At 69.8% G+C, this 22191-nt stretch carries 19 protein-coding genes, 1 tRNA gene and 1 pseudogene; 12 read left to right on the top strand and 9 right to left on the bottom strand.

The features are described 5' to 3' along the window. The first annotated feature begins 106 nt into the window (after positions 1–106). The gene (locus MJQ72_RS44015) at positions 107–676 is read left to right on the top strand and encodes a hypothetical protein (protein WP_240596838.1); all 570 of its coding nucleotides are present in this window, start codon (positions 107–109) and stop codon (positions 674–676) included. On the opposite strand, the gene MJQ72_RS44010 is transcribed toward MJQ72_RS44015, so the two are convergent. After that, positions 670–1713: a hypothetical protein gene (locus tag MJQ72_RS44010; protein ID WP_240596836.1), complete on the bottom strand. Its 1044-nt coding sequence runs from the start codon at positions 1711–1713 to the stop codon at positions 670–672. The genes MJQ72_RS44015 and MJQ72_RS44010 overlap by 7 nt on opposite strands. A gap of 53 nt (positions 1714–1766) precedes the next feature. On the opposite strand from MJQ72_RS44010, the gene MJQ72_RS44005 reads away from it, so the two are divergent. The 3 genes from MJQ72_RS44005 (at position 1767) to MJQ72_RS43995 (ending at position 4002) form a co-directional block, all read left to right on the top strand. After that, positions 1767–2936 carry a sensor histidine kinase gene (locus MJQ72_RS44005; protein WP_240596834.1) on the top strand — a complete coding sequence of 390 codons (1170 nt, stop codon included), beginning with the start codon at positions 1767–1769 and terminating at the stop codon, positions 2934–2936. Then, entirely contained in the window at positions 2933–3586 is a 654-nt protein-coding gene (locus tag MJQ72_RS44000; RefSeq protein WP_240596832.1) for a response regulator transcription factor, read from the top strand. Before MJQ72_RS44005 ends, MJQ72_RS44000 begins: the two co-directional genes overlap by 4 nt. A gap of 209 nt (positions 3587–3795) precedes the next feature. After that, the gene (locus MJQ72_RS43995; RefSeq protein ID WP_240596831.1) at positions 3796–4002 is read left to right on the top strand and encodes a hypothetical protein; all 207 of its coding nucleotides are present in this window, start codon (positions 3796–3798) and stop codon (positions 4000–4002) included. Positions 4003–4280: 278 nt separating this feature from the next. Here MJQ72_RS43995 and MJQ72_RS43990 read toward each other — a convergent pair whose 3' ends face one another. Then, positions 4281–4745 (bottom strand): nitroreductase family deazaflavin-dependent oxidoreductase, encoded by a 465-nt coding sequence (locus tag MJQ72_RS43990; RefSeq protein WP_240601589.1) that lies wholly within the window; start codon positions 4743–4745, stop codon positions 4281–4283. 168 nt (positions 4746–4913) lie between these two features. Between MJQ72_RS43990 and MJQ72_RS43985 the strand changes: the two genes are divergently transcribed. Then, positions 4914–5603: a TetR/AcrR family transcriptional regulator gene (locus tag MJQ72_RS43985; protein WP_240596829.1), complete on the top strand. Its 690-nt coding sequence runs from the start codon at positions 4914–4916 to the stop codon at positions 5601–5603. On the opposite strand, the gene MJQ72_RS43980 is transcribed toward MJQ72_RS43985, so the two are convergent. Together MJQ72_RS43980 and MJQ72_RS43975 are read right to left on the bottom strand one after the other, a co-directional pair. After that, entirely contained in the window at positions 5587–6210 is a 624-nt protein-coding gene (locus MJQ72_RS43980; protein ID WP_240596827.1) for a TetR/AcrR family transcriptional regulator, read from the bottom strand. The two genes, MJQ72_RS43985 and MJQ72_RS43980, sit on opposite strands and share 17 nt — an antisense overlap. A 9-nt stretch (positions 6211–6219) precedes the next feature. Further along, a complete protein-coding gene (locus tag MJQ72_RS43975; protein ID WP_240596826.1) occupies positions 6220–6414 on the bottom strand; it encodes a hypothetical protein in 195 nt (64 codons plus the stop codon). 169 nt (positions 6415–6583) lie between these two features. Between MJQ72_RS43975 and MJQ72_RS43970 the strand changes: the two genes are divergently transcribed. After that, positions 6584–8107 carry a 3-hydroxyacyl-CoA dehydrogenase gene (locus MJQ72_RS43970; RefSeq protein ID WP_240596824.1) on the top strand — a complete coding sequence of 508 codons (1524 nt, stop codon included), beginning with the start codon at positions 6584–6586 and terminating at the stop codon, positions 8105–8107. A 73-nt stretch (positions 8108–8180) separates the two neighbouring features. Here MJQ72_RS43970 and MJQ72_RS43965 read toward each other — a convergent pair whose 3' ends face one another. The 5 genes and pseudogenes from MJQ72_RS43965 to MJQ72_RS43945 form a co-directional block, all read right to left on the bottom strand. Beyond that, a complete protein-coding gene (locus MJQ72_RS43965) occupies positions 8181–11003 on the bottom strand; it encodes a PQQ-dependent sugar dehydrogenase (RefSeq protein ID WP_240596822.1) in 2823 nt (940 codons plus the stop codon). A gap of 88 nt (positions 11004–11091) precedes the next feature. Continuing rightward, positions 11092–13902 (bottom strand): PQQ-dependent sugar dehydrogenase, encoded by a 2811-nt coding sequence (locus MJQ72_RS43960; RefSeq protein ID WP_240596820.1) that lies wholly within the window; start codon positions 13900–13902, stop codon positions 11092–11094. A gap of 124 nt (positions 13903–14026) precedes the next feature. Continuing rightward, entirely contained in the window at positions 14027–14662 is a 636-nt protein-coding gene (locus MJQ72_RS43955) for a L,D-transpeptidase (protein ID WP_240596819.1), read from the bottom strand. A 179-nt stretch (positions 14663–14841) separates the two neighbouring features. Next, positions 14842–15725: pseudogene (locus tag MJQ72_RS43950) on the bottom strand (serine/threonine-protein kinase). Beyond that, on the bottom strand, positions 15726–17366 hold the full coding sequence (locus MJQ72_RS43945) for an N-6 DNA methylase (RefSeq protein WP_240596817.1): 1641 nt from the start codon (positions 17364–17366) through the stop codon (positions 15726–15728). It lies immediately after the preceding pseudogene. 77 nt (positions 17367–17443) lie between these two features. Here MJQ72_RS43945 and MJQ72_RS43940 point away from each other — a divergent pair, with 77 nt between their 5' ends. From MJQ72_RS43940 to MJQ72_RS43915, 6 genes are all read left to right on the top strand, one after another. Next, entirely contained in the window at positions 17444–18190 is a 747-nt protein-coding gene (locus MJQ72_RS43940; RefSeq protein WP_240596816.1) for a PP2C family serine/threonine-protein phosphatase, read from the top strand. 72 nt (positions 18191–18262) lie between these two features. Next, positions 18263–18347, top strand: a tRNA-Ser gene (locus MJQ72_RS43935). 140 nt (positions 18348–18487) lie between these two features. Then, on the top strand, positions 18488–18748 hold the full coding sequence (locus MJQ72_RS43930) for a hypothetical protein (protein WP_005167132.1): 261 nt from the start codon (positions 18488–18490) through the stop codon (positions 18746–18748). A gap of 1 nt (position 18749) precedes the next feature. Beyond that, positions 18750–18995 (top strand): hypothetical protein, encoded by a 246-nt coding sequence (locus MJQ72_RS43925; protein ID WP_016337967.1) that lies wholly within the window; start codon positions 18750–18752, stop codon positions 18993–18995. Between the two features lie 15 nt (positions 18996–19010). Next, positions 19011–21752, top strand: a complete 2742-nt coding sequence (locus MJQ72_RS43920) for an FtsK/SpoIIIE domain-containing protein (protein WP_240596810.1) — start codon at positions 19011–19013, stop codon at positions 21750–21752. Then, positions 21745–22116, top strand: coding sequence for a hypothetical protein (locus MJQ72_RS43915; RefSeq protein WP_016337969.1), 372 nt, complete (start codon positions 21745–21747; stop codon positions 22114–22116). Before MJQ72_RS43920 ends, MJQ72_RS43915 begins: the two co-directional genes overlap by 8 nt. Positions 22117–22191: the final 75 nt, after the last annotated feature.

Raw genomic sequence — 22191 nt, 5'->3', positions numbered from 1 at the left:
GATCACCCGGCCGGGGCGGAATCACAGCGCGTGCCCACCGGCGGCACAGCTCCCGCACAGCGACGGCGCCGACGATGGCCGCAACCGACCACACGGAGGCGACCAGATGACCGAACCGACCAAACCGGCCGAGCCACCGGCGGGTGAGCCCGCGGCCTGGGGCGCGCCCGCCCCGGCGGGCGAACCGAAGAAGACCTGGTCGGGCCGCAAGACCGCGATCGCGGCCGGGGTGGCGGTGGTGATCGCCGCCGGCGGCGGTGCCGCGATCTGGGCCGGGACCGCCGCGAACGGCGCCGAACGGGGCACGATGATGGGCGGCCCGGGCGGCGGCCGCGTGATCATGGGCCCCGGCGGGGGTATGCCGCGCGACGCGCTGCACGGCGACTTCGTCGTCTCCGACGGCAAAGGCGGCTACAGCACCGAGCGGATGCAGACCGGGGAGATCACCGAGATCAGCGCGACCTCGGTCAGCCTGACCAGCAAGGACGGCTACAAGCAGGTCTACACGATCGACGCGTCGACCATGAAGACCGGCGAGCCCAAGGCCGGCGAGACGGTGATGGTGACCGCCAAGGTCACCGGGAACACCGCGACGGCGACGACCATCGGCAAGCCTGGGCAGAACCAGCGTGGTGGGCCGCCCGGACAGGGCCAGGACGGTCAGCGGCGCTACTGACCCAGGAGCGCGAGCAGGGCAGCGGCCGTCTCGGCGGGGTCCTGACCGGACGTGTCGAGGACGACGCGGTCGCCGCCGGCGGCACGCATCCTGGCCGCCTCGGCGACCGCGCGGGCGGCCACCCGGTCACGCACACCGGGTGGCGCGCCGCGGAGTTCGTCGCCGGCCAGCAGCGCGGATTCGCCTTCCGCCCGGCGCCCGACCCGCTCGGTGAGCGTGGTGTCGTCCGCGTCGAGGTGCACGACGGTGACCTCGTCGAAGACCCGCCGGTGCTCCGGGCGGAATTCCCTGGCGACGACGATCAGCCGCTTCGCCCCGGCCTCGCGGTAGCCCTGCCAGACAGCCGAAAGGAGTGCCGGATCCGGGCTTTGCGTGAAGCCGAGTTGCGCGAGATCGACGTAGGCGACGGGCATCCCGCGCTCCCAGAGATCCCGGAGCGCGCCGAACGCGGCCGTCGACTTGCCGACCGCCGTCGGGCCGGTCACCACGGTCACCGGCCCGGGCAGCGGAGGCACGGGGTCCGGCCGCCGCGGTGTTCCGGCGTCCACGACGCAGCGGTGATACAACGCCGCGACGGTCTCCTCGGGCCGCTGCCCGGTCGTGTCCATCTCCTCGCCGAAACCTGCGCGCTCGTAGGCGTCCGCCACGGCGAAGAGGTCGGGCAGGGCGGCAGCGGGCGACCCGCGGCCGAGGAAGCGGCTCCGGAGTTCGTCGCGATCACACGTCAGGCGGATGAGCGTGAGGTCGAGGTCCGGGCCCTCGATGTACGGATTCGCCGGGTCCACGACCCCGGACACGACGACCTGCGCGGTGCCTCGCAGGACTTCCAGTACCCGCAGCAGATTGGCCGCCTTGATCGCGTGAGCGGCGTCCCCACCTCCGGGCGGCGGGCCGATCAGCCCGAGCTGGTCGATGTCGACGTACGCGACGCTGCCGCCCGCTTCCCTCAGGCGGGTGTACAAACCCCAGGCGGTGGTCGATTTCCCGGTTCCCGGTGCCCCGGTCGTCCAGAGCACGGGCGTCTTCGCTGCCCCCATGGGTTTCGATCTTAGGAACCCCTGTCCAGTGAAATTAGGGCAGAGTTGAGCCCGTGCGGGACATCAGTGGTTCGTTGGCGAGGCAGGCCTGCGCGGTCGCGGCGGTCTGCCTGATCGCCGACGCCGGGCTGTTCCTCATCGCCGGTCCGCCGCTCGCGCTGGGCTGGCAGGCGTGGGTGGTCCTGATCGGCGGCATCCTCGCCAACGCCGCGCTCGCCGGGCCTTCCCGGTATTCCGGCTGGGTTTCCGCCGCGCACGGCGCGTTGCTCATCGCCGCGCCACTGCTGCTGTACCCGTACGACAACTACCTTCAGGCCACCAACGCCGGCGTGCTGATCGCGGGTTATCGCGCGGGCGCCTGGCTTTCGGCCAAACCCGCGGTGGCCGCCCTGGTGGCAATGCTCGCCGGGCTCGTCGCGTGCAACGTCATCCCGGTCGACCGCGGCGACCGGGACTGGCGGCTGCTGGTGATCGACGTCGGCGTGAGCGGGCTGCTGCCGTGGATGGTCGGCCGCTACACGACCGCGCGGCGCGCGTACATCGCCGATCTCCAGCGCGCCGAGGAACAGCGGCAACAGCACGAAGCCGAGGCCGTCCGCCGTGCCGTCGTCGAAGAACGCACGACGATCGCCCGCGACCTGCACGACGTGATCTCCCACCACGTCAGCGCGATCGGCGTGCACGCCGGCGCCGCGCGGCTCGGGCTGCCGGAGGGCGAACCCGCCGTCCGGCGTTCACTCTCGGCCGTCGAATCGTCGAGCCGGGCCGCGATGGCCGATCTGCGGCGCCTGCTGGATCTGTTGCACGGCAAGGAGAACGGTGACGTACAGCGGCAGCCGGGGCTGGACAACCTCGACGAGCTGCTCGACAACCTCCGCACCGCCGGCCTTCCCGCGCGGCTGACCAGCCACGGCGGGCCGCGCGAACTCCCGGGTTCGGTGGACATCGCGCTGTACCGCATCGTGCAGGAGGCGCTGACGAACGCGCTCCGGCACGGCGCGGGCGGGATCGTCGAGATCGACCTCGCCTACCGGCAGACGGAGGTGCTTCTCACCATCACGAACGAGATCGGCCGCCCGAACGCGTCGGCCGAATCGACGAAACGCGGTCTCGCCGGGATCAGGCAGCGGGTCGCGCTGTTCGGCGGACAGGCCGAATGCGGACCGCTCGACGACGGGCGGCACTGGCGGGTTCGAGTCGGTTTTCCTTTGGAGGCACAGTGATCCGGGTTCTGCTGGCCGACGACCACGCGATGTTCCGGTCCGGGATGCGCGCGGTGCTGGACACCCAGGCGGACTTCGAATGCGTCGGTGAGGCGGCCGACGGACGCGAGGCCGTCGCGCAGGCGGCCGCGCTGCGCCCGGACGTCGCCGTCCTCGACGTCCGGATGCCCAAATTGGACGGCCTGGCCGCGACCGAGGCGATCATGTCCGCGCCCGGCAACGACACCCGGGTCCTCGTGCTGACGACCTACGACTCCGACGAGTACGTCTACCGCGCGCTCCGGGCAGGCGCGAGCGGGTTCCTGCTGAAGAGCCTCGCCCCCGAAGAGCTCGTCTCGGCCATGCGGGTGGCCGCGCGCGGCGACGCGCTGATCGACCCGACGGTGACCCGGCGGCTGGTGTCGACCTTCGCCACCAGCATCGAACCCGCGGCCGCCGAACCGGCGGAGCTCGAACGGCTCACCTCACGCGAACGCGAAGTCCTCCTGCTCGTCGCCGACGCCTCCAGCAACGCGGAGATCGCCGTGCGCCTGCACGTCGGCGAGGAGACGGTGAAGACCCACGTCTCCCGGATCCTGGCGAAACTCGGGCTGCGGGACAGGGTGCACGCCGTCGTCTACGCCTACCGCAACGGACTGGTGGGGAACTGACTCCGCACGCCCGGTGGCCTCATGTCGCGAAAGTGGCTTTCGCGACATCTGATGTCCTGAAAGTGGCTTTCGGGACATCAAGTGGCTTTCGGGACACGCTCCAGGCTCCGGGACCGGCTCCGCGCCTCCCGGCCGGGCTTGATCGGTTCGCCCGCCCGTCCCGCCGGTGCCAGAATTCCGGCAGGACACGTCGAGGCGGGGAGCTGTGGATGAAACGCTGGGTCACGCTCACGATCGGGCTGGTCTTCCTGCTGGTCGGCGGCGTCTGGGTGCTGCAGGGCGCCGGCGTGCTGACCGGCAGCTTCATGACCGGGCAGAAGCTGTGGTTCCTGATCGGGCTCGTCGCCTTCCTGATCGGGGTGGTGCTGGTGGCGGCCACCGCCCGCCGCACGCGACGGGCCCCTTCTGACGACTAGCCACACCCGCGAGCCGCTCGCCCCCTCTCCCGTCGCCGAAACGGCCGACTCCCGTGATCAGCCGGACGACACGCGTGTCCAAGCGGACGGCACCCGTGATCAGCCGGACGGCAAGCGTGTCCAGGCGGACGGCAAGCGTGCGGGGCGGGCCGACACCCGTGATCGGGCGGACGGCACGGCGGCGGAACGGAACCACACGCGTGTCGTCCGTTCCATCACGCGTGTCGTCCGGCTGAGCACGCGAGTCGGCCGCCGGATCACGCGTGAAGCGAGCCGCATCAGGCGATCTTGAAGATCGGGTAGCCGGGCGCGATCTCCAGCAGCTTTTCGTCCGACGCCTTCGCGTCGACACCGTCGAAGAACACGCCGACCTCGAACTTCCACCGCTTGAGGTACGCGCGCAGGATCTCGGGCTTCTCGTGGTCGGCGAGTTCGGTGTAGGTGAACGTCTCGGTGCGGCGTCCGACGCGGAGCTGCCCCTCACCGGCGACGCGCAGGTTCCGCACCCATTGCGTGACACCGCGCGGAGCCACCAGGTAGCGCTCGCCGCCCAGCTTCAGCAGGTTCACCGGGACAGAGCGCAGTTCACCGCTCTTGCGGCCGCGGACCGAGAGCACCCGGCTGCCCAGAACGCTGACGCCGAGCTTCGTCAGCTTGAGCACGAACTCGTTGAACGCGTTGGTCGCCTTGGCCGGCTTGACGTAGCGGATCGCGGCGGCAGGGGCGGCGCCGGCGGCGCTCATGGAAGTGGTGGCCGCAGTGCCGGTGCTGATGGCGGTCGTGGTGGTGGTCATCTCGTCTCCTCGAAGTCTGCGAGAGCAGTGCTCTCTGTTAAGAGCAGTGAACACCAGAGCAGTGCGTCATGTCAAGAGCAGTGCTCTCGTTTAGGTGCGATGCTCTACAGTGAGAGCATGGCCGCCACTCAGACCGCGCGCGAACGCGCCCGCGCCGAGCTCACCCGTGAGATCAAGGACGAAGCCCGCCGCCAGCTCGCCGAAGTCGGCGCGCTCGGCCTCTCACTCCGCGCGGTCGCGCGAGAGCTGGGGATGGTCTCGTCCGCGCTCTACCGGTACTTCTCCAGCCGCGAGGAGCTGCTGACCGCCCTGATCGTCGACGCTTACAACGCCGTCGGAGAAGCCGCGGAGGCCGCCGACGACCCCAAGAAGGCGCCGCTGGAGCGATGGGAGTCGATCTGGCACGCGGTCCGCGCCTGGGCGAAGGCGCATCCGCACGAGTACGCGCTGATCTACGGTTCGCCGATCCCCGGCTACCAGGCCCCGCAGGACACCGTCGCCCCTGCGGGGCGGGTGGCCTTCGCGCTGGTCGCGGTCCTGCGCGACGCGAATCTCCGGGTCGAGACCGAGGTCGGCGAGATGCCGGTCGAGCTGCTTCACCAGCTCGACGCGCTCACCGAAATCCTCAAGGTCAACCTGGGCCCCGAGACGGCCTCCCGGCTGATCATGGCCTGGACCCAGCTGTTCGGGATGATCAACTTCGAGCTGTTCGGCCAATACGTCGGCTCCGTCGACCCGTCGGACGCCTTCTTCGCGCACGGGATCCGTCAGATGGCCGAGTTCACCGGGATCAAGATGACCGGCTGAGCGCGGTCCACGAGCGCATCAGCAGCTGGACGGCGTCGACCACGTCCTCGTCGCCGGTTCCCTCCGGGCTGAGGAAGCGCTGCAACAGGAGACCGTCTTCGAGCGCGTGCACGATCAACGCGAGGAAGGCCGGATCGGCGGGCGGTTCCGCGCCCCGCGCGGCGAGCTCGGTCCGGATCGAAGTCTCCAGCAGTGCCCTTGTCGACTTCTCGCCTTCGCCGACGAGGGGGCGGGCGTCGGGATTCCGCAGCGCGTAAAGGGCCAGCTCGGTGCGCAGCGTCAGCCAGCCGGCGAGGTGTTCGGCGCGCTCGACGTTCCAGACGCGCAGCCGATCCATCATCTCGGCGAAGGAGCCGACGCCTTCACGCAGCGCGGCGACCTCCTCGGCCTCCCGCTGGGTGCGGCGGCGCAGCAGCTCGACGACCAGCTCGTGCTTGCCTTCGAAGTTGCCGTAGAAGGCGCCGCGCGTGAAGCCGGCGCGCTCGGCGATCTGCTCGACGGACGTGCCGTTAACCCCGCGTTCGGAGAACAGCTCTGCGGCCGCCGCGAGCAGGCGCTGCCTGGTCTGCTCGCGGCTTTCCTCCCGCGTCAAGCGTTTCGCCGTCACATGGCGATCTTAGAGTTCGGGCTCGGGCTTCCGGCCGGACAGCCACACCCCGCCCGCGAGGACGGCGGCGGCGACCACGACGGCCAGGGCGGTGAGCGACCACAGCGCCTGGCTCGCCAGGAACGCGGCGACCGCGCCGAAGAGAACGGCGACGAGGAGCAACGGCGTGGTCCGGACGGCTGCGGCGGCGGGGACGGTGGCCATGGGAGCTTTCCCTTCGGGGGTGATGCGCGGAACACTCGGTTTTCGCGGAGGAGACCTCGCCGGTTCGGTGGCCTTACGCCGAGCGGGGCACGGATCACCCGTCCGGGCGAGATAGCGGCGTGGCGGCTAGCGTCACGACGGGACGACATCGAGGGAAAGGCGGCTCGCGGTGGAGAAGTGGGCGGAGCAGGTCGGCAGGATCCGGGTGATCGGAACCGGGGTGATGGGCCGGGGCATCGTCCAGCTCGCCGTGACGGCGGGGCTCGAGGTCGAGCTCGCCGACGCCCGGCCCGAGGCGGTCGGCGAGGCCATCGACCAGGTCGGCGCGATGCTGGGCAAGCTCGCCTCGAAGGGCAAGATCACCGAGGAAGCGGCCGAGTCCGCGAAAGGCAGGCTGATCGCCGCCGAGGGTCCGCTGGCCCCCGCCGACGGCGTCGACCTCGTCGTCGAGGCGGTCCGCGAGGATCTGGAGATCAAACGCGCGCTGTTCGCCGAGCTGGAACGCGTCTGCGGCCCGGACACCGTGTTCGCCACCAACACCAGCTCGCTTTCGGTCACCGAGATCGGTGCCGCGCTGACCGACCCAGGCCGGTTGCTCGGCCTCCACTTCTTCAACCCGGTCCCGCTGATGCGGCTGGTCGAGGTCGTGCCCGGCGCGCGGACCGCCGTGTGGCTGCCGCCCGCCGTGACCGAGCTCGTCCGCGGCTGGGGACACGAACCCGTCCTCGCCCGCGACGCACCGGGTTTCCTGGTCAACCACGCCGGACGCGGACTCGGCACCGAGGCGCTGCAGATCCTCGCCGAAGGGATCGCGGAACCGTCCGAAGTGGACCGCATCGCGCGTGACGTGCTCGGCCTGAAACTCGGCCCGTTCGAACTGCTCGACCTCACCGGGCTCGACGTCTCGCACGCCGTGCTCGAAAGCATCTGGAGCGGCTTCCATGGCGAACCGCGGTTGCGGCCGTCGTGGCTGACCCGTCCCCGAGTCGCCGCCGGGCTCTTCGGCCGCAAGAACGGTGAAGGCTTCTACAGCTATGTCGACGGGCAGCAACAGGTCGACCCGGAACCGGCCGCGCCGGAAGCCCCGAACACCCCGGTGTGGGTCGACGACGAACGCCTCGGCACGCTGCTCTCGGCGGCAGGCATCCAGGTCGTGCACGACGCCTACCCGGACACGGTCCTGATCGTCAGCCCGATCGGTTCGTCCACTGTGGACACCGCGCTCGCGGCGGGCCTCCCGGCGGAACGGGTCGTCGGCGTCGATCCCCTCGGTGGCTACGGGAAACGCCTGACGCTTTCGGTCCATCCCGCGCTCGACCCGGCCGCCGGCCGCACCGCCTGGGGCGCGCTCGCGGCGACCGGCCTGCCGGTGACCGTGGTCCGCGACGGCCCCGCGCCGATCGCGCAGCGGCTGCTGGCGTCGATCGTCAACACCGCCTGTTTCATCGCCGGGCAACGGCTCGCGACGCCGGAGGACATCGACACCGCCGTCCGGCTCGGCCTCGGCTACCCGCGCGGGCCCCTGACCTGGGGTGACGAAGCGGGCGCCGAACTCGTGCTACGGGTCCTGCGCGGGCTCGTCGCGAGCACCGGCGACCAGCGCTACCGGCCGAGCGCCTGGCTCACCGAACGGGTCGCGCTCGGCCTGCCGCTCACCTCGACCGGCACCACCCCTGCCGACCTGCTGCGCTGATACCCCTAACGCCGTGAGGGCCTCCTTCCCTACTTCGAAGGTAGGGAAGGAGGCCCTCACGGACGTTTACCGCTTACCAGCGGCGGTCGGTCACCGCACCGTTGGAGGCGTTCCAGAACACGTAACCGCCCTGGAAGTTGTTCTGCCGCCCGCCGGTGACGGCCATCTCGTCGGTGGTCGGGTACCTCAGGTAGGAGTTCTCCCAGCCGAGCGCTTCCCAACGCTGCCGGATGGCCCCGTAGACCCCGTGCGCGTCGGTCTGCATCGTCCAGTAGATCGAGCCCGCCTTGGTGAAGTGGACGTACCGGCCGATCCCGTCCGGTGTCTTCGTCTCTTCCATGGTCGGGTACCCCAAGGGCCCCGCCTCCCAGCCGAGCGCTTCCCACCTGACCCGGATCCGGCCCCAGATCGCCTTGGCGTCGGTCTGCACCGTGTAGTAGATGGACGCGTTCTTGCTGAAGTGGTTGTAGCGGCCGATCCGGTCCGGCGTGATGCCCTCGTCCGTGGTCGGGTAGCCGAGCTCACCGGCCTCCGCGCCCAACGCCTTCCACCTCACGCGGATCCGGCCGAACACCGGATGCGCGCCCGTGTTCACCGTGTAGTAGATCGACGACTGCATCTTTCCGGGCCACACCGGGAAGTCGTTGTAGCGGCCGATGGTGTCCGGCGTCGTCATCTCGTCGGTCGCGGGCGGACCGAATTCCTTGTGGCCGCCCAGGGCGAGGTACTTCTTGAGGATCTCGCCCTCGATCTGCTTCACGCCCGTGTCCTTCGACCAGTACAGCCGCCCGCGCTCGTAGGTGCGGAAGCGGACCGTGCCGTCGACGGCCTCGGGCGCGGTCGGCGCGCCGAGTCGTTGCGCCAGCGCGGGTTCGTCGCGGTAGCGCTTGTCGATCGGGGTGATGTAGTTCGCCGTGATCGTCAGATCCGTGGTGCCCATGGTGATTTCGGTCAGCCGCCCGGTCGCGCCGTTCGACCAGCCGGTGAAGGTCGACGCGCCGTCCGAAGCGACCTCGGCCGCCTGAATCTCCACCTTCGCGCCCTCGACCACCATCGCCGACGAGGCCCCGCCTTCCGGCGTGATGCCCAGCGCCGCGGCGACGTTGCTGGTCAGCGTGAGCCGGTGCTCGCGCGGCTTAGCGATGTAGGTCTTCGAAACCTTGACGCCGGCGCTGTCGGTCGCCGTCGCGGTGAACTCCAGGTTGGAGTCCGTGTGATCGGTGAACGGCATGGCGAACTCGGCTCCGGTGCCGCTCTGGTCCGGATGCGCGTGGCAGACCGCGTTCTCGGGGCAGTGCCGGACCAGGGTGGTCCAGGTGACCGGGAGAGCGCCGTCCTCGGCGTCGGTCACGGTCGCGCCGACCTTGACCTCCTCGCCGACGGCGAACAGGCGCTCACCGGGGTCGGTCATGGTCAGCTTCGGCGAATGGTTCCCGGGCGCCACGGCGATGTCCGTGCTTCCGGACGCCTGAAGGCCGTCCTTCACCGTGAGCTTGGCGGTGAACTTCTCGGTGCCCGCCGCGTAGGTGTGGCTGACCTTCGCACCGGTGCCGGTGGTGCCGTCACCGAAGTCCCACTCGTAGGTCAGCTGGTCGCCGTCGAAGTCGTACGAGCCGCTGCCGTCGAAGGTGACCGTGCGGGTTTCGGGGTTCGTTTCGGAAGTGGCGACCGCGACCGGCGCCTTGTTCCCGGTGGTGTAGCTGAGCCGTCGCAGCAGACCGCTGTAGATGTCGGCGTAGACGATGTCGCCGTTGGCCGCGGCCAGGAACTTGACCGGACCACCGATACCGGTGAACTTCGGCGGCGTCTCCTGCGGGCGGACGACACGGCCCTGCGTGTCGTACTTGGCCGTCCAGAGCTTCTGGGTGGCGTAGTCGCCGAAGAAGTACGCGCCCCGGTATTCCTCGGGGTAGGACTCTCCATTGTAGACAATGCCGGCGGTGATGCTGTTGCCGTTGTCGACGCCCTGCCCGTGGCGGACCGCCAGCATCGGCGGGGTGTTCACGGCCGAAGCGCACTGCGGCATCGCGGAAAAGCCGTCCGCGGGCTGGTTGCCCTCGAAGCAGGGCCAGCCGAGATTCGCGCCCTTCTGGACGAAGTTGATCTCTTCCCAGGTGCCCCAGCCGACGTCGCCGACCACCGGCAGGCCGGTGCTGGCGTCGAGGCTGAACCGAAACGGGCTGCGGAAGCCGCTCGCGAACACCTTGGAGCGCAAGGAGTTCGGGTTCGCCGCGGAGTAGTACGGGTTGTCGGGAACGCCCGCACCGTCCGCGGTGATGTGGAAGATCTTGCCGAAGATCTTGTCGAGGTCGTACACGTTGAGCGCGAACGGGTCGGCCGCGCCCTGGAACCGGGAGCTGTCGCCGGTCGAGACCCACACCGTGCCGTCGGGGGCGGCCACGACACCGGTGATGCCGTGGATGTCGGTGTTGGCGGCGCCCTCGATGAGCACCTTCTCGCCGGTCAGCCCGGTCGGCTGGGCGGTACCGGTGACCGTCCAGCGCGAGGCGCGCAGGGCGATCCCACCGCCGGCGACGTCGACCGCGCGGGCCGTGTAGATCGCGCGGGAGGTGACGTAGTCGGGCGCGATCGCGATGCCGACCAGGCCGAGGTCACCGCTGCTGCGCACCGGCAGGGTGGCGATGCTCTGGGTCTGCCCGGTGGTGGACACCCAGGCGACGTTGCCCTGCTTCCCGGTGGTCAGCATCGAGCCGTCGGGCAGGTAGGCGAAGTCGGTCAGGTCGTATGGAGCCTGCCCGCTCTGCTGGTCACGCAGGACGAAGCCAGGCGGCAGCACCGGCGCCGCGGACGCCGAGGTGGACGTCAACGGCACCAGCAAGGTCACTATCAGCAACGTCACGAGGGCGTGACAGAGCGCACGGAATCTCGAAGGCATGGCAAGGGCCCCTTTCCCCAGTCGAACGTCTCATCGAAGGGGCCTAGGTGGACATTTCACACTTTCGAGTGCCTTTATCGAACTGTGATCACCACCGTCGGTCGATCACCTGCCCCGTGCTCCGGTTCCAGGTGATGTAGCCGCTCTGGAAGCTGCTCTGCCGTCCGATGGGGATGCCGAACTCGTCCGTCGCCGGGTAGCGCAGGTACGACCGCTCCCAGCCGAGCGCGGCCCACCGCTGCCGGATCGCGCCGTAGATCGCGTGCGAATCGGTGGCCATCGTCCAGTAGATCGAGCCCGCCTTGGTGAAGTGGTTGTAGCGGCCGGCACCGTCCGGCGTGGCGGACTCGTCCGTGGTGGGGTAGCCGAGCGGGCCGGTCTCCCAGCCGAGCGCCTCCCACCGGACCCGGATGCGGCCCCAGATCGCGTGCGCGTCGGTCGGCACCGTGTAGTAGATGGACGCCTTCTTGCTGAAGTGGTTGTACCGGCCGACCCCGTCGGGTGTCGGGAGCTCGTCGGTCGTGGGGTAGCCGAGCGGGCCCGCCTCCCAGCCCAGCGCCGCCCATTTGACCCGGATCCGCCCGTACACCGGATGCGCGCCGGTCGACGGAGTCCAGTAGATCGAAGCCTGCATCGTGCCGGGCCGGTTCGGGAAGTGGTTGTAGCGGCCGATGCCGTCCGGGGTGCCGGTCTCGTCGGTCGCGGGCGGCCCGAACTTCCGGTGCCCGCCCAGCGCGAGGTACTTCTTGAGGATCTCGCCCTCGATCTGTTTCACGCCGGTCTCGGCGCTCCAGTAGAGCCTGCCGTTCACGTACGGCCGGTAGCGCACGGTCCCGTCGGCGACCTCGGGCCCGACGGGCGCGCCGAGCCGTTGCCGCAGCGCGGGTTCCGCCTGGTAGCGCTTGTCGATCGGGGTGAGGTAGTTCGCCGTCAGGGTCAGGTCGTTCCCCGGAACGGTGACGGTCACCGTGCGCGAGGTCCGCCCGTCGGACCAGTTCGAGAACGTCGAGACGCCGTCCGCAGCGATCTCCTCCGCCACGACCTCGAACGTCGCGCCTTCGGTCACCATCGCGGTGCTGACGCCGCCCTCGGCCGGGATGCTCAACGCCGCGGGCACGGTGCCGGTCAGCGTCAACCGGTGCTCACGCGGCATGGCGACGTACGTCCTGCTCGCCGTCACCCCGGCACTGTCGGTCACCGACGCGGTGATCTCGACGCGGGAGTCCTGGTGGTCGGTGAAGGGCACGGTGAACGCCGGTCCGCTGCCCGGCGAGCCGGGGTGCGCGTGGCAGGTCGCCTCCTCCGGGCAATGCCGGATCAGCGTGGTCCACGAGACCGGCAGCACGCCGTCCTCCGCGTCCGTCGCCGTCACCTCGACGGTGACCGGTTCCCCGACCGCGAACGTCCGAGTGCCGGGATCCGTCATCACCGGTTCCGGCGAACGGTTTCCCGGCACCACGACGACATCCGTGCCGCCGGAGGCGCCGAGACGGTCCGTGACGGTGAGCCGCGCTGTCGCCCGCGTGAACTCGGTGCCGTAGGCGTGGGTCACGCGGACGCCGGTCTGGCTCGTGCCGTCGCCGAACTCCCAGTGATACGTCAGCGGATCGCCGTCGAAGTCGTAGGAACCGCCGCCGTCGAAGGTCACCGTCCTCGTCGACGGCTCGGTGCTCGACGTCGCCACCGCGACCGGTTCCGCGTTCGTCCCCGGGTAGCTGAGCCGCCGCAGGTTGCCGGTGTGGATGTCGGCGAAGACGATGTCGCCGTTGGCCGCGGCCGCGAATTTGACCGGCCCGCCGACGCCGGTGAACTCCGGCGGCCGCTCCGGTGCCCGGACGAGCCTGCCCTGGCTGTCGTACGTCATCGTCCAGATCTTCTGCGTGACATAGTCACCGAAGAAGAAGGCGCCCCGGTATTCGTCCGGATAGGACGATCCACTGTAGACGATCCCGGCGGTGACGCTGTTGCCTTCATCGGCGCCGGAACCGTGGTGGTACGCGGTGATCGGCGGCGTGTTGACCACCCCGGCACAGCCCGCCAGCCCGGAATACCCCGGCGTGGGCGCGTTTCCTTCCCAGCAGGGCCAGGCGTGGTTCGCCCCCGGCCGCACGACGTCCACCTCTTCCCAGGTGTTCCAGCCGACGTCGCCCACTACGGGCAGGCCGAGCCGCGGGTCGAGGGAGAACCGGAACGGGCTGCGGTAACCACTGGAGAAGACCTTGGAGCGATTGGCGTCCGGGGCCGCGGCGGAGTAGTACGGATTGCCGGGGACACCGGCTCCGTCCGGAGTGACGTGCAGGATCTTGCCGTAGAGCTGATCGAGGTCGAGCGAGCGCAACGCGCCCGGATCCATCCTGGTGAAGTCGGCGGCATCGCCGATGGAGATCCACAACGTGCCGTCGGGCGCCGTGACGAGCCCGGTGATGCCGTGGACGTCGTAGAACCCGGGAAGCTCGACGAGCACCCGTTCGTTCGCGAGACCGGTGGGGACGTCCGTGCCGGTCACCGTCCAGCGCGCCACCCGCATGGTGAACGCGCCGCCGCCCGTGTCGAACGACCACGTGAGGTAGATCCGGCGTGACGTGGCGTAGTCCGGCGCGATGGCGAGACCGACGAGCCCGAGGTCGCCGTCGTCGTGGACGGGAAGGTTCGCGATCGTCCTGGCCGGGCCGGTGACCGGCACCCAGGCGACCTTGCCGCTCTTGCCGATGCTGAGCACGGAACCGTCGGGCAGATAGGCGAAATCGGTCAGGTCGAACGCGGCCTGGCCGCTCGGCTGGTCACGCAGGACGAAGCCGGACGGCAGAGTGGGCGCTCCGGTCGCTTCCGGAGCGCCCACCCATCCGGGGAGAAGCAGGAGCGAAACGGACAGTGCGACGAGTACCCGGTTCCAGATCATCGGCACTTCCCCATTTCCGGCGTGTCCTGGGCACGTCGCCGGGAGCGGGGAAGTCATTGCCGCCGGGAGCTTTCATTTATCTCAAAGCAACCGAACCGCAATCGATCGTCACGCGGTGGAGCGATCAGGGCACGACCTGCACCACGTCGCCCTTCTGCAGGGTCGTGAAGTACTTCTGCGAAGCCGCCGCGGACAGGTGGATGCAGCCGTGCGAGTACACCGAGAGGCTGCCCGTGTGGAAGGCGATGCCCGGCAGGAAGAACACGGAGTTCGGCATCGGCGCGTCGAACTGCTTCGAGTGGTAGTTCTTGACCTTGGCCGAAACGTGGAAGACACCGGTCGGCGTGGCGTACCCCTTCTTGCCGGGCAGCTGTTTGACCGGGCCGTAGATGACCTTGCCGTCCTGCAGCAGCCATGTCTTCAGCGCGGAGAGGTCCACGCAGGCGCTCACGCCCGGTGAGGCCAGCGCGGCCTTGCAGGGCACGTCGGCGGCGTTCGCGGCGGGCTTGGGCGTGGGTTTCGGCGTCGGCTTGGGCTTCGAGGACGTCGGCTTCGGCGTGGAGCTGCTGCTGCTCGGTGTCGGCGTCTGGGACGACGTGGCCGGGGTCGAAGACGGCGCCGACGTGGTCGTGGGCGCGCCCGACGGGTCGCCCTGCGCGACGGCTCCGCCACCGGGAGCGCTGCCCCCGGCGTTTCCGGAACACGCGGTCAGCACCAGCGCGGTGGCCAGTGCGGTCACCCCCACCAGGAACTTCTTCACGACCCGTACCCCCGTTTGCCCGTAGTCCGTCTGACATGGGTAAAGACGGAGCGCACCCGTCCCGGGTTGTTGATCGGCAGGTCACGATCGCGTCTCAGGGGCTGAAGGGGCCCTTCACCTCATGCGAAGCGGCGAAGGGAGCTTTCCCCGCATCGCATGCGAGGAAAGTCCCTTTCAGCTCACGGCACGCGGCCGACGACCCGCGCGTACATCCGGCCCGGGTTGGCGCCTTCGTCGAGATATCCGGGCAGCGGCGGCAGGTCCCGCGCGAACACGGCCAGCCGCCCGAACAGTTCGTCGGCGTCGCGAGGCCGCCGTTCCGGGTCCTTCTCCAGCAGGTCGGCGAGCAGCACGTTCAGTCCCCCGGGACACCGTCCACTTCGGCCGGGCTCTCCTTGACCTGCTTCTCGAACACCGCGTACGCCGTCGGGCCGGTGAACAGCTGCCTGCCGGTCAGCATTTCGTGCAGGACGCAGCCCAGCGCGTACAGATCGCTGCGCGGCCCGGCGATCCCGCGCTGGATCTGCTCGGGCGCCATGTACGCGGGGGTGCCGAGGATCTGCCCGGCGCGGGTGAACTGGGCGACGTCGGTCTCGCGCAGCATCGCGAGCCCGAAGTCGAGCACCTTCACGCTGCCGTCGGGACACAGCATCAGGTTGGTGGGCTTGAGATCGCGGTGGCAGATGGAAAGCGCGTGCGCGGCGGACAGCACGGCGCAGGCCTGCGCGGCGATCGCGGCCGCCCACGGCATCGGAAGCGGCCCGTGCTCGGCGGCGAGGTCGGCGACGGTCACACCCTCGATGAACTGCATGACCTGGTACAACCGCTCGTCGTAGGTGCCGAAGTCGTACAACGTCGGTGCGCCCGCGTGTTCCAGCGTGGCGAGGATCCGCGCCTCGCGGATGAAGCGCTGTTCGAGTTCGGCGTCCGGGCCGCCGGGAAGGCCGAGGAACTTCACCGCCACGCGGCGGCCGAGATGCCGGTCGTGGCCCGCGTACACCGCGCCCATCCCACCTCGCCCGAGCGGGAGCTCGTCGAGTTCGTAACGGTCCGCGATCAACAACTAGTTCTCCGGCTTGAGCTGGCCCTCAGTCAGTCCCGCCAAGCCTAGCCTCACCAGCTCCAGGCCCGATTCCGCCGCCTCGCGCAGGGCGTCCTCGAAGGCGGCGAGCCGGGTGAACGCCGCCCCGTGGGCGCGTTGCGTCTCGATCGGCAGGCGCGGGATCCGGGTGCGTTTGAGGTCGATCCTGGTCGAAGACGTCGGCGCGAGCTGCCCGGCCGCGCGCAGGCAGCCGGCGAGGAACGCGGCGTCCAGCCGTTCGGGATCCGTGCGGTACTTCGACATCGTCGGCTCCGCCGCGAACGTCTCTCCACTGTGGACATACGCGGGCACGGCGGGCGACGCGACGACATCGCCTTCCTCCACCGATTCCGGCACGGTGAGCACGCCGGATTTCAGCAGCTCCCCGATCGTGACGTACGAGAGCTTCTCGCCGGAAACCACCAGCGACGGCAGCTCCGGCCGGATCCCCTCGAAATGCCTTCGTACCTCAAGGAAGGCTTCGCCCGCGTGCTCTTCGCGCGCCTGATGGCGCGCCGGGGAAAGATCGATCTCCTCGTCGAGCAGCTCGATGATCCGGACCGTTCCCGGCACGTCGGCACCGCGCAGGTATTCCTCCACAGTGGACGGATCGGTCGCCAGGAGCAGCCGCGACGGCGGCCGTTCCCCTGGTTCCGGCCGCCGCAGCAGCCAGAGATCGGCGCCGCCGACCGTGACCACGGCACGCAAAGCCCCGGCTCGCAACAGGTTCCCGCGGATCCTCCGCCCCGTGCGACGGCCCGCCGCGGCGGGCGGCATGCGGATCGCGACGGGCCCGCCGGGTTTCACATGCGCGAGGCAGTGCTGCACCCACGCCAGCTCCGGTTCGCCGCGCGGCGGCTGGCCGTACTCCCAGCGCGGGTCTCCGATGAGTTCGTCGTAGCCCCATTCCCGTTCGTTGAACGGCGGATCGCAGACGACGGCGTCCGCGAGGACGCCTTCGTAGGAGTCCATCGACAGGGCATCCGCGCCGTACATCTCCATGTCCGCCCCCGCGAGCAGGAGCCGATGCGCGGCGATGCACGAGGTCGCCGGATCGTCGACCTGGCCGAGCAGCCGGGTCCCGCCGGAGGCCAGCAGCAGCGTCCCGAGCCCGCACGAGGGGTCGAGCACGACACCGGGTTCGGGGCCGATGAGCCGGGACATCAGCGCGGCCACCGGCTCCGGCGTGACGGACAGCTGGCGCGAGTGCGCCTCGACGTAGCGTTCGCACAGGAACTCGTAGGCCTCGCGCGCTCCTCGCTCCTCGGCGAAGCGGTCCAGCAGTCCGAGCAGTTCGGCGTCGTCGTAGCGGGAGGAGAAGGTCCACGCACCTCGCCGCGACAGATACGACCCCACCCGGCCGACCCGGTCGCCGAGCGCCAGATCGTCGCCGAGGTTCCGCAGCCGCTGCCACACCCGGTCCCCGAGCGAGATTTCGACCGGTTTCCCCCGCTCACGCAGCCAGCTCTCGATGGCGAACAGGGAAAAGAGGGGGCTCGACGCCGTCCCGCCGACGGGCGGCGGAAAATCGCCGTAACGTCGACGCCAGTTGCTGACGGCGGCGCGGCCGACGCCGGCGATGCGCGCGATGTCCGCCGCGGTGACGGTGGCTTGCTCCTCCATCGCCGCATCGTAACCGACAGCTGACCATTCCAGCCCTTTGTTTGTGAACTCAGTACACAACTGCTTTACTGGGAGCCATGAGGTACACCCTTCGGTACGCCGCCGGCTCGGACGTCGGACGGCGCCGCCAGGTCAACCAGGACTCGGTCTACGCCAGCGCCAGGATGCTGGCCGTCGCCGACGGCATCGGCGGGCAGCCGCACGGCGAAGTGGCCAGCGCCGAGGCGGTCGGCGTCCTCTCCCGGCTCGACACGGACCTCCGCGGCTTCGACCTCGCGGACGTCGACCTGGTCGAGGTGCTCACCGGCGGCCTTCGCGCCATCGACGACCGGCTCGCCGCGACGGCCGAGCAGGAGCCCGAGACGCGCGGCATGGGCACCACGCTGACCATGCTGCTGTTCGACGGCTCCCACTTCACGGCCGCCCACATCGGCGACTCGAAGGGCTACCTGCTGCGCGACGGCACGCTTCAGCGCTTCACCCGCGACCACACGCTCGCGCAGGCCCTCGCGGACGACGGACGCATCGACCCGTCGGAGGTCGAGGGGCACCCTCGCGGCTCGCTGTTGATGAAGGCGCTGTTGAGCACCGGCAGCGGCGAAGCGGACATCTGGACCTTCGACGCCGCCCCCGGCGACCGTCTCCTGCTGTGCTCGGACGGGTTGACGGCAACGGTTGTCGAAACCGTTATCAAGGACGTCCTCGGCGCCTTCCAAGATCCCGCCGAGACCGTCCCGAGGCTGATCGACCTGGCCAACGAGGGCGGCGGACCGGACAACATCACCTGCGTCGTGGCCGACGTTCTCACCCCCGCGGCCGCTTGAGTCCACGAAGCGGCAAACGCAGGTCAGACCCGCCTTCGCGGGGGCGAAACGGCATCCGGTATCGTTCCCCACGGAGGATTGGCCGAGCGGCCTAAGGCGCACGCTTGGAAAGCGTGTTGGGTTCACGCCCTCGCAGGTTCGAATCCTGTATCCTCCGCCGTCAGCAAGGCCCCGGACGTTCCGACGTCCGGGGCCTTGTTGATTACTTAGCAGGACCTTCACTTAACAGAGTCAGTTGATCACGCTAAGTTTAATAGTGGTCGTTCCAGCCCCCGACGTCCCAAGGAGTCCGCCAAAATGGCCGGAGTCGAAGAGATCCGCGCTGGTATCGCGCTCGCGAACGAGAAGGCATCCGCGAGCATCGCCGCACTTCAGCAGGCAGCGCAGTCTCTCGAAGAAGCCCAGCTTTCGCTTTCCCAGGCCACCCAGGGCAGCACGCAGCACGAGGTGAGCCAGGCGCACGGGCTTCTCGCCGAAGCGCTGCAAGGCATCACCGGTATGCAGAGCACCATCCAGGCGGGCATCTCGTCGGCCGAGTCGTACTCGACCCGTCTCTGACATGTACCTCGAGGAACTGCACCAGCTGCTGACGGCCGTCCAAACCGGCCTCGCCGACGGACGCGCCCATGCCGAGCGGGCCAGGAGCCTGCTCGAAGAGTCCCGACGCGCCATCGTGGAACCCCAGGCCCAAGCCGTGCCATGGGTGCCGCCGCAGCTGGCGCAGGCCGACGAGGGAATGGAAAACCTCCTGACGCGCCTTTCCGCCGCTGACGACCTGGTCAGCGGTTACCAATCCCGTCTCTGAGATTGGCCAGCCGGTATGGGCAGCAAAGCGAGTGAACAGCGCAATCGCGTCGCCACGGCGCTCGAACGGGTCCGGCACCAGATCGGGCTCGTCCTCGGCGCCGCCGCCGGCGCCCGCCAAGCCGCCGAGGCGGAACTGGCCAAACTGCAGCTGGAACAGCACATCGTCCGGGTGGGGATGAACAACTCCACCTCGGAGCAGTACACCGAATGGTCGCGGCATCCCGCCGCGAACGAGGTGTTCGGCCTGCTGGGCAGCGTGCGCGGCCAGTTCTACGCCGACTGGGAAGCGGGCCCGAACGCGTTGCGCGAACTCGTCGCGAACAACGCGCCGGGGCCCGCGAGCCAGCAGCCGGGCAACTGGCTCGGCCGCGTCGGCGGGAATCCCGGCATCACCGCGCCCGGGCTGTGGCGGGTCGGCTCGGCGACCGTGCCGGGCCAGGACGTCCCGCGCACCTTCGACGTCGCGGTCCCCCTGCTCGACGAGTCGCATCTGTCCATCACGTCGGCGCCGAAGACCAGGGCCGCGGTGGACGGCATCGTGCAGAACCTGCTGATGCGGATCCTGAGCACGTTCGAACCCGGCGCCGTGCGCGTCCACCTGTGGGACGTCGGGCAGCTGACCGCGATCCTGCCCGACCTGTACCCGCTGAGCCGCACCAGCGCGCTCACCCTGTACGACCCGGGACGGCTCGAGGACCTCCTCGACGAACTGGCCGGGCACATCCGCCGCATCCACGCGACCGGGATGCAGGCGGGGCACACGTCGCTGCGGGAGATCCGGCGGGCGAGCGGCCAGCGCGTCGAACCGTTCCGCGTCGCGGTGCTCTACGGCAACGGCGAAACCCTCGAACCGGAGCGCGCCCGCGAACTGAAACGGGTCGCCACCGGGGCGCTCGCGGCCGGGATCTGCCTGATCCTGATCGACGTGCCGACCATGCTGTCGACGTCGGTCGAATCGCTGAGCCTGCACGACGAGCGGCGCGCGACGAGCAGCATGACCGGCCCCGACCTGATCGTCGACCTCGACCCGCCGATGCCGTCCGGGCAGGTCATCCGCGCCGCCGGGCGGATCGCCGAGGCGCTGATCGCCAAACAGGGCGGGCCGCGCGCGTTCGCCGACCTCCTGCCCACCGAGCTGGGCAAGGAGAGCTCGGCGCGGGAGCTGCGGGCGCCGGTCGGATTCTTCGAGGGCGAGCCGGTGGAGGTCGTCATCGGCGACGCCAGCCCGCACGTGCTCATCGGCGGGCCGAGCGGTTCCGGCAAGACGAACTTCCTGTATTCGCTGCTCGGCAGCTTCGCGGCGCGGTACTCGCCGGACGAGCTCGCGCTGTACCTGCTGGACTTCAAGGAAGGCGTGTCGTTCGCCGGGCTCGCGCCGGGGCGGCGGGACGCCAGCTGGCTGCCGCACGCCAAACTCATCGGGGTCAACGTCAACACCGACCGCGAGTTCGGCCTGGCGCTGCTGCGCTACCTCGCCGACGAGCTGCGCCGCCGGTCCGCCGCCGCGAAACTGCACGAGGTCACCAACCTCGCGGACCTGCGCGAACAGGACCCCGGCGGGCACTGGCCGCGGATCGTCGCGGTGATCGACGAGTTCCAGTACCTGTTCGCCGGCCGCGACGGCGTGACGGCGACCGCGACCCAGCTGCTGGAGGACATCGCGCGGCGAGGCCGGTCCCAGGGCATCCACCTGGTGCTGGCGAGCCAGGACGTCGCCGGGATCGAGGCCTTCTGGGGCAAACCGGCGGTGTTCGAGCAGTGCACGCTGCGGATCGCCATGCCGAAGGCGCGGCGGGTACTGTCCGAGACCAACAACGCGGCCGTCTCGGCGCCGAAGTGGCACGCGGTGATCAACCATGATTCCGGGGTGGCGCACGGGAACCAGCTCGCCCACGTTCCGGACGCGAGCAGCAAGGACGTCTTCAACAAGCTGCAGCACCGGCTCTGGGAGCGGTATTCGGAGTCGTTCAAGCGGCCGAGGCTGTTCGACGGGGCGCATTCCCCGGTGCTGGAACAGTTCCCGGCGTTCACCGACCTCAAGCCGACGGACAAACCGCGGGCGCTGCTCGGCCAGTCCATCGACGTCGACGAGGCCGCCTGCGGGGTCGAGCTGCCGAAGGCACCGGGGCGGAACGTCGCCGTCCTCGGCGCGGCCACGGCCGAAGCACTGTCCATCATGGACTCCGCCGCGCGTTCGCTGGCCCGCCAGCATCCGCACGGCTCGGTGGAGTTCGTGCTCTCGTGCCCCATCGAAGCGTCCGTCCCCGCCGTGGCCGAGCTGGCCGACCGCCTGCGCTCGGAAGGCCACGAGGCGACCCTGGTCGACGATCTGCCCGCCCGGGTAATCGATATCGCGGAGAATCTGTCCTCTTTGGACAAAGCACAGGTGCTGCTGCTGTACGGCGTCGACGCGTCGATCCCCGCACTGGAAGCGAAGGCTCCCGGACAGCTCAAGAGCGGTCTGGATCAGTTGCGGGTGCTGCTGAAGCAGGGCCCGACACACGGCGTCCACACCATCGGCTGGTGGCGCAGCATCGCCCGGCTGAAGGACACGCTCGGCTTCGCCGGCACCGACGACATCGGATCCTGGGCGGCGTTGGACGTCCAGGGCAACGAGCTGTCGCCGTTCGCCGCCGGGCAGGTCGTGCACTGGTCACCGCGGCCGGGGCGCGCGCTGTTCTTCGACCGCACCACCCACGGCGCCCCTGAGGTGATCATCCCGTTCCAGCGTCCGGAAGGGCTTCTCGATGGATGACGGCATCACCGCGGCCATGCGGTACAAGGAGATCGTCGGCCTCGCGCGCGCTTCGGCGGAGAACCTCCGAAACTGGGAGATCGGCCGCGCGGACGAACTGGAGGCCCGGCTCGCCGAGGCGCACCAGGCCGTCGCGGACGCCGCCGAACGCGAGCAGCGCGCCGTCGACCGGTGCACGCGCTGGTGGAAGATGGCGCAGCACAACGTCGAAGGCCTCTCTTGGCTGCCAGAGGACGAAGACCCGCGCCCGGTGCCGACCGCGCGGGCCGGGTACCTGGAGAAGTACCTGGAAGAGGTCAAGCCGAGCTACCAGGAACTCGTGCAGGCGGTGCTTTCCCTGGGCTGGCGGGCCAAACGCTCCTGATCCCTTGAGTCACGCCCCCAAGCACGCGAGTTACGCCTCCAAGCACGCGAGTGCGCCCTCCAAGCACGCGAGTTA

This window comes from Amycolatopsis sp. EV170708-02-1, assembly GCF_022479115.1.
Lineage (GTDB): Bacteria > Actinomycetota > Actinomycetes > Mycobacteriales > Pseudonocardiaceae > Amycolatopsis.
This window is presented reverse-complemented; position numbering and strand designations above follow the sequence as displayed.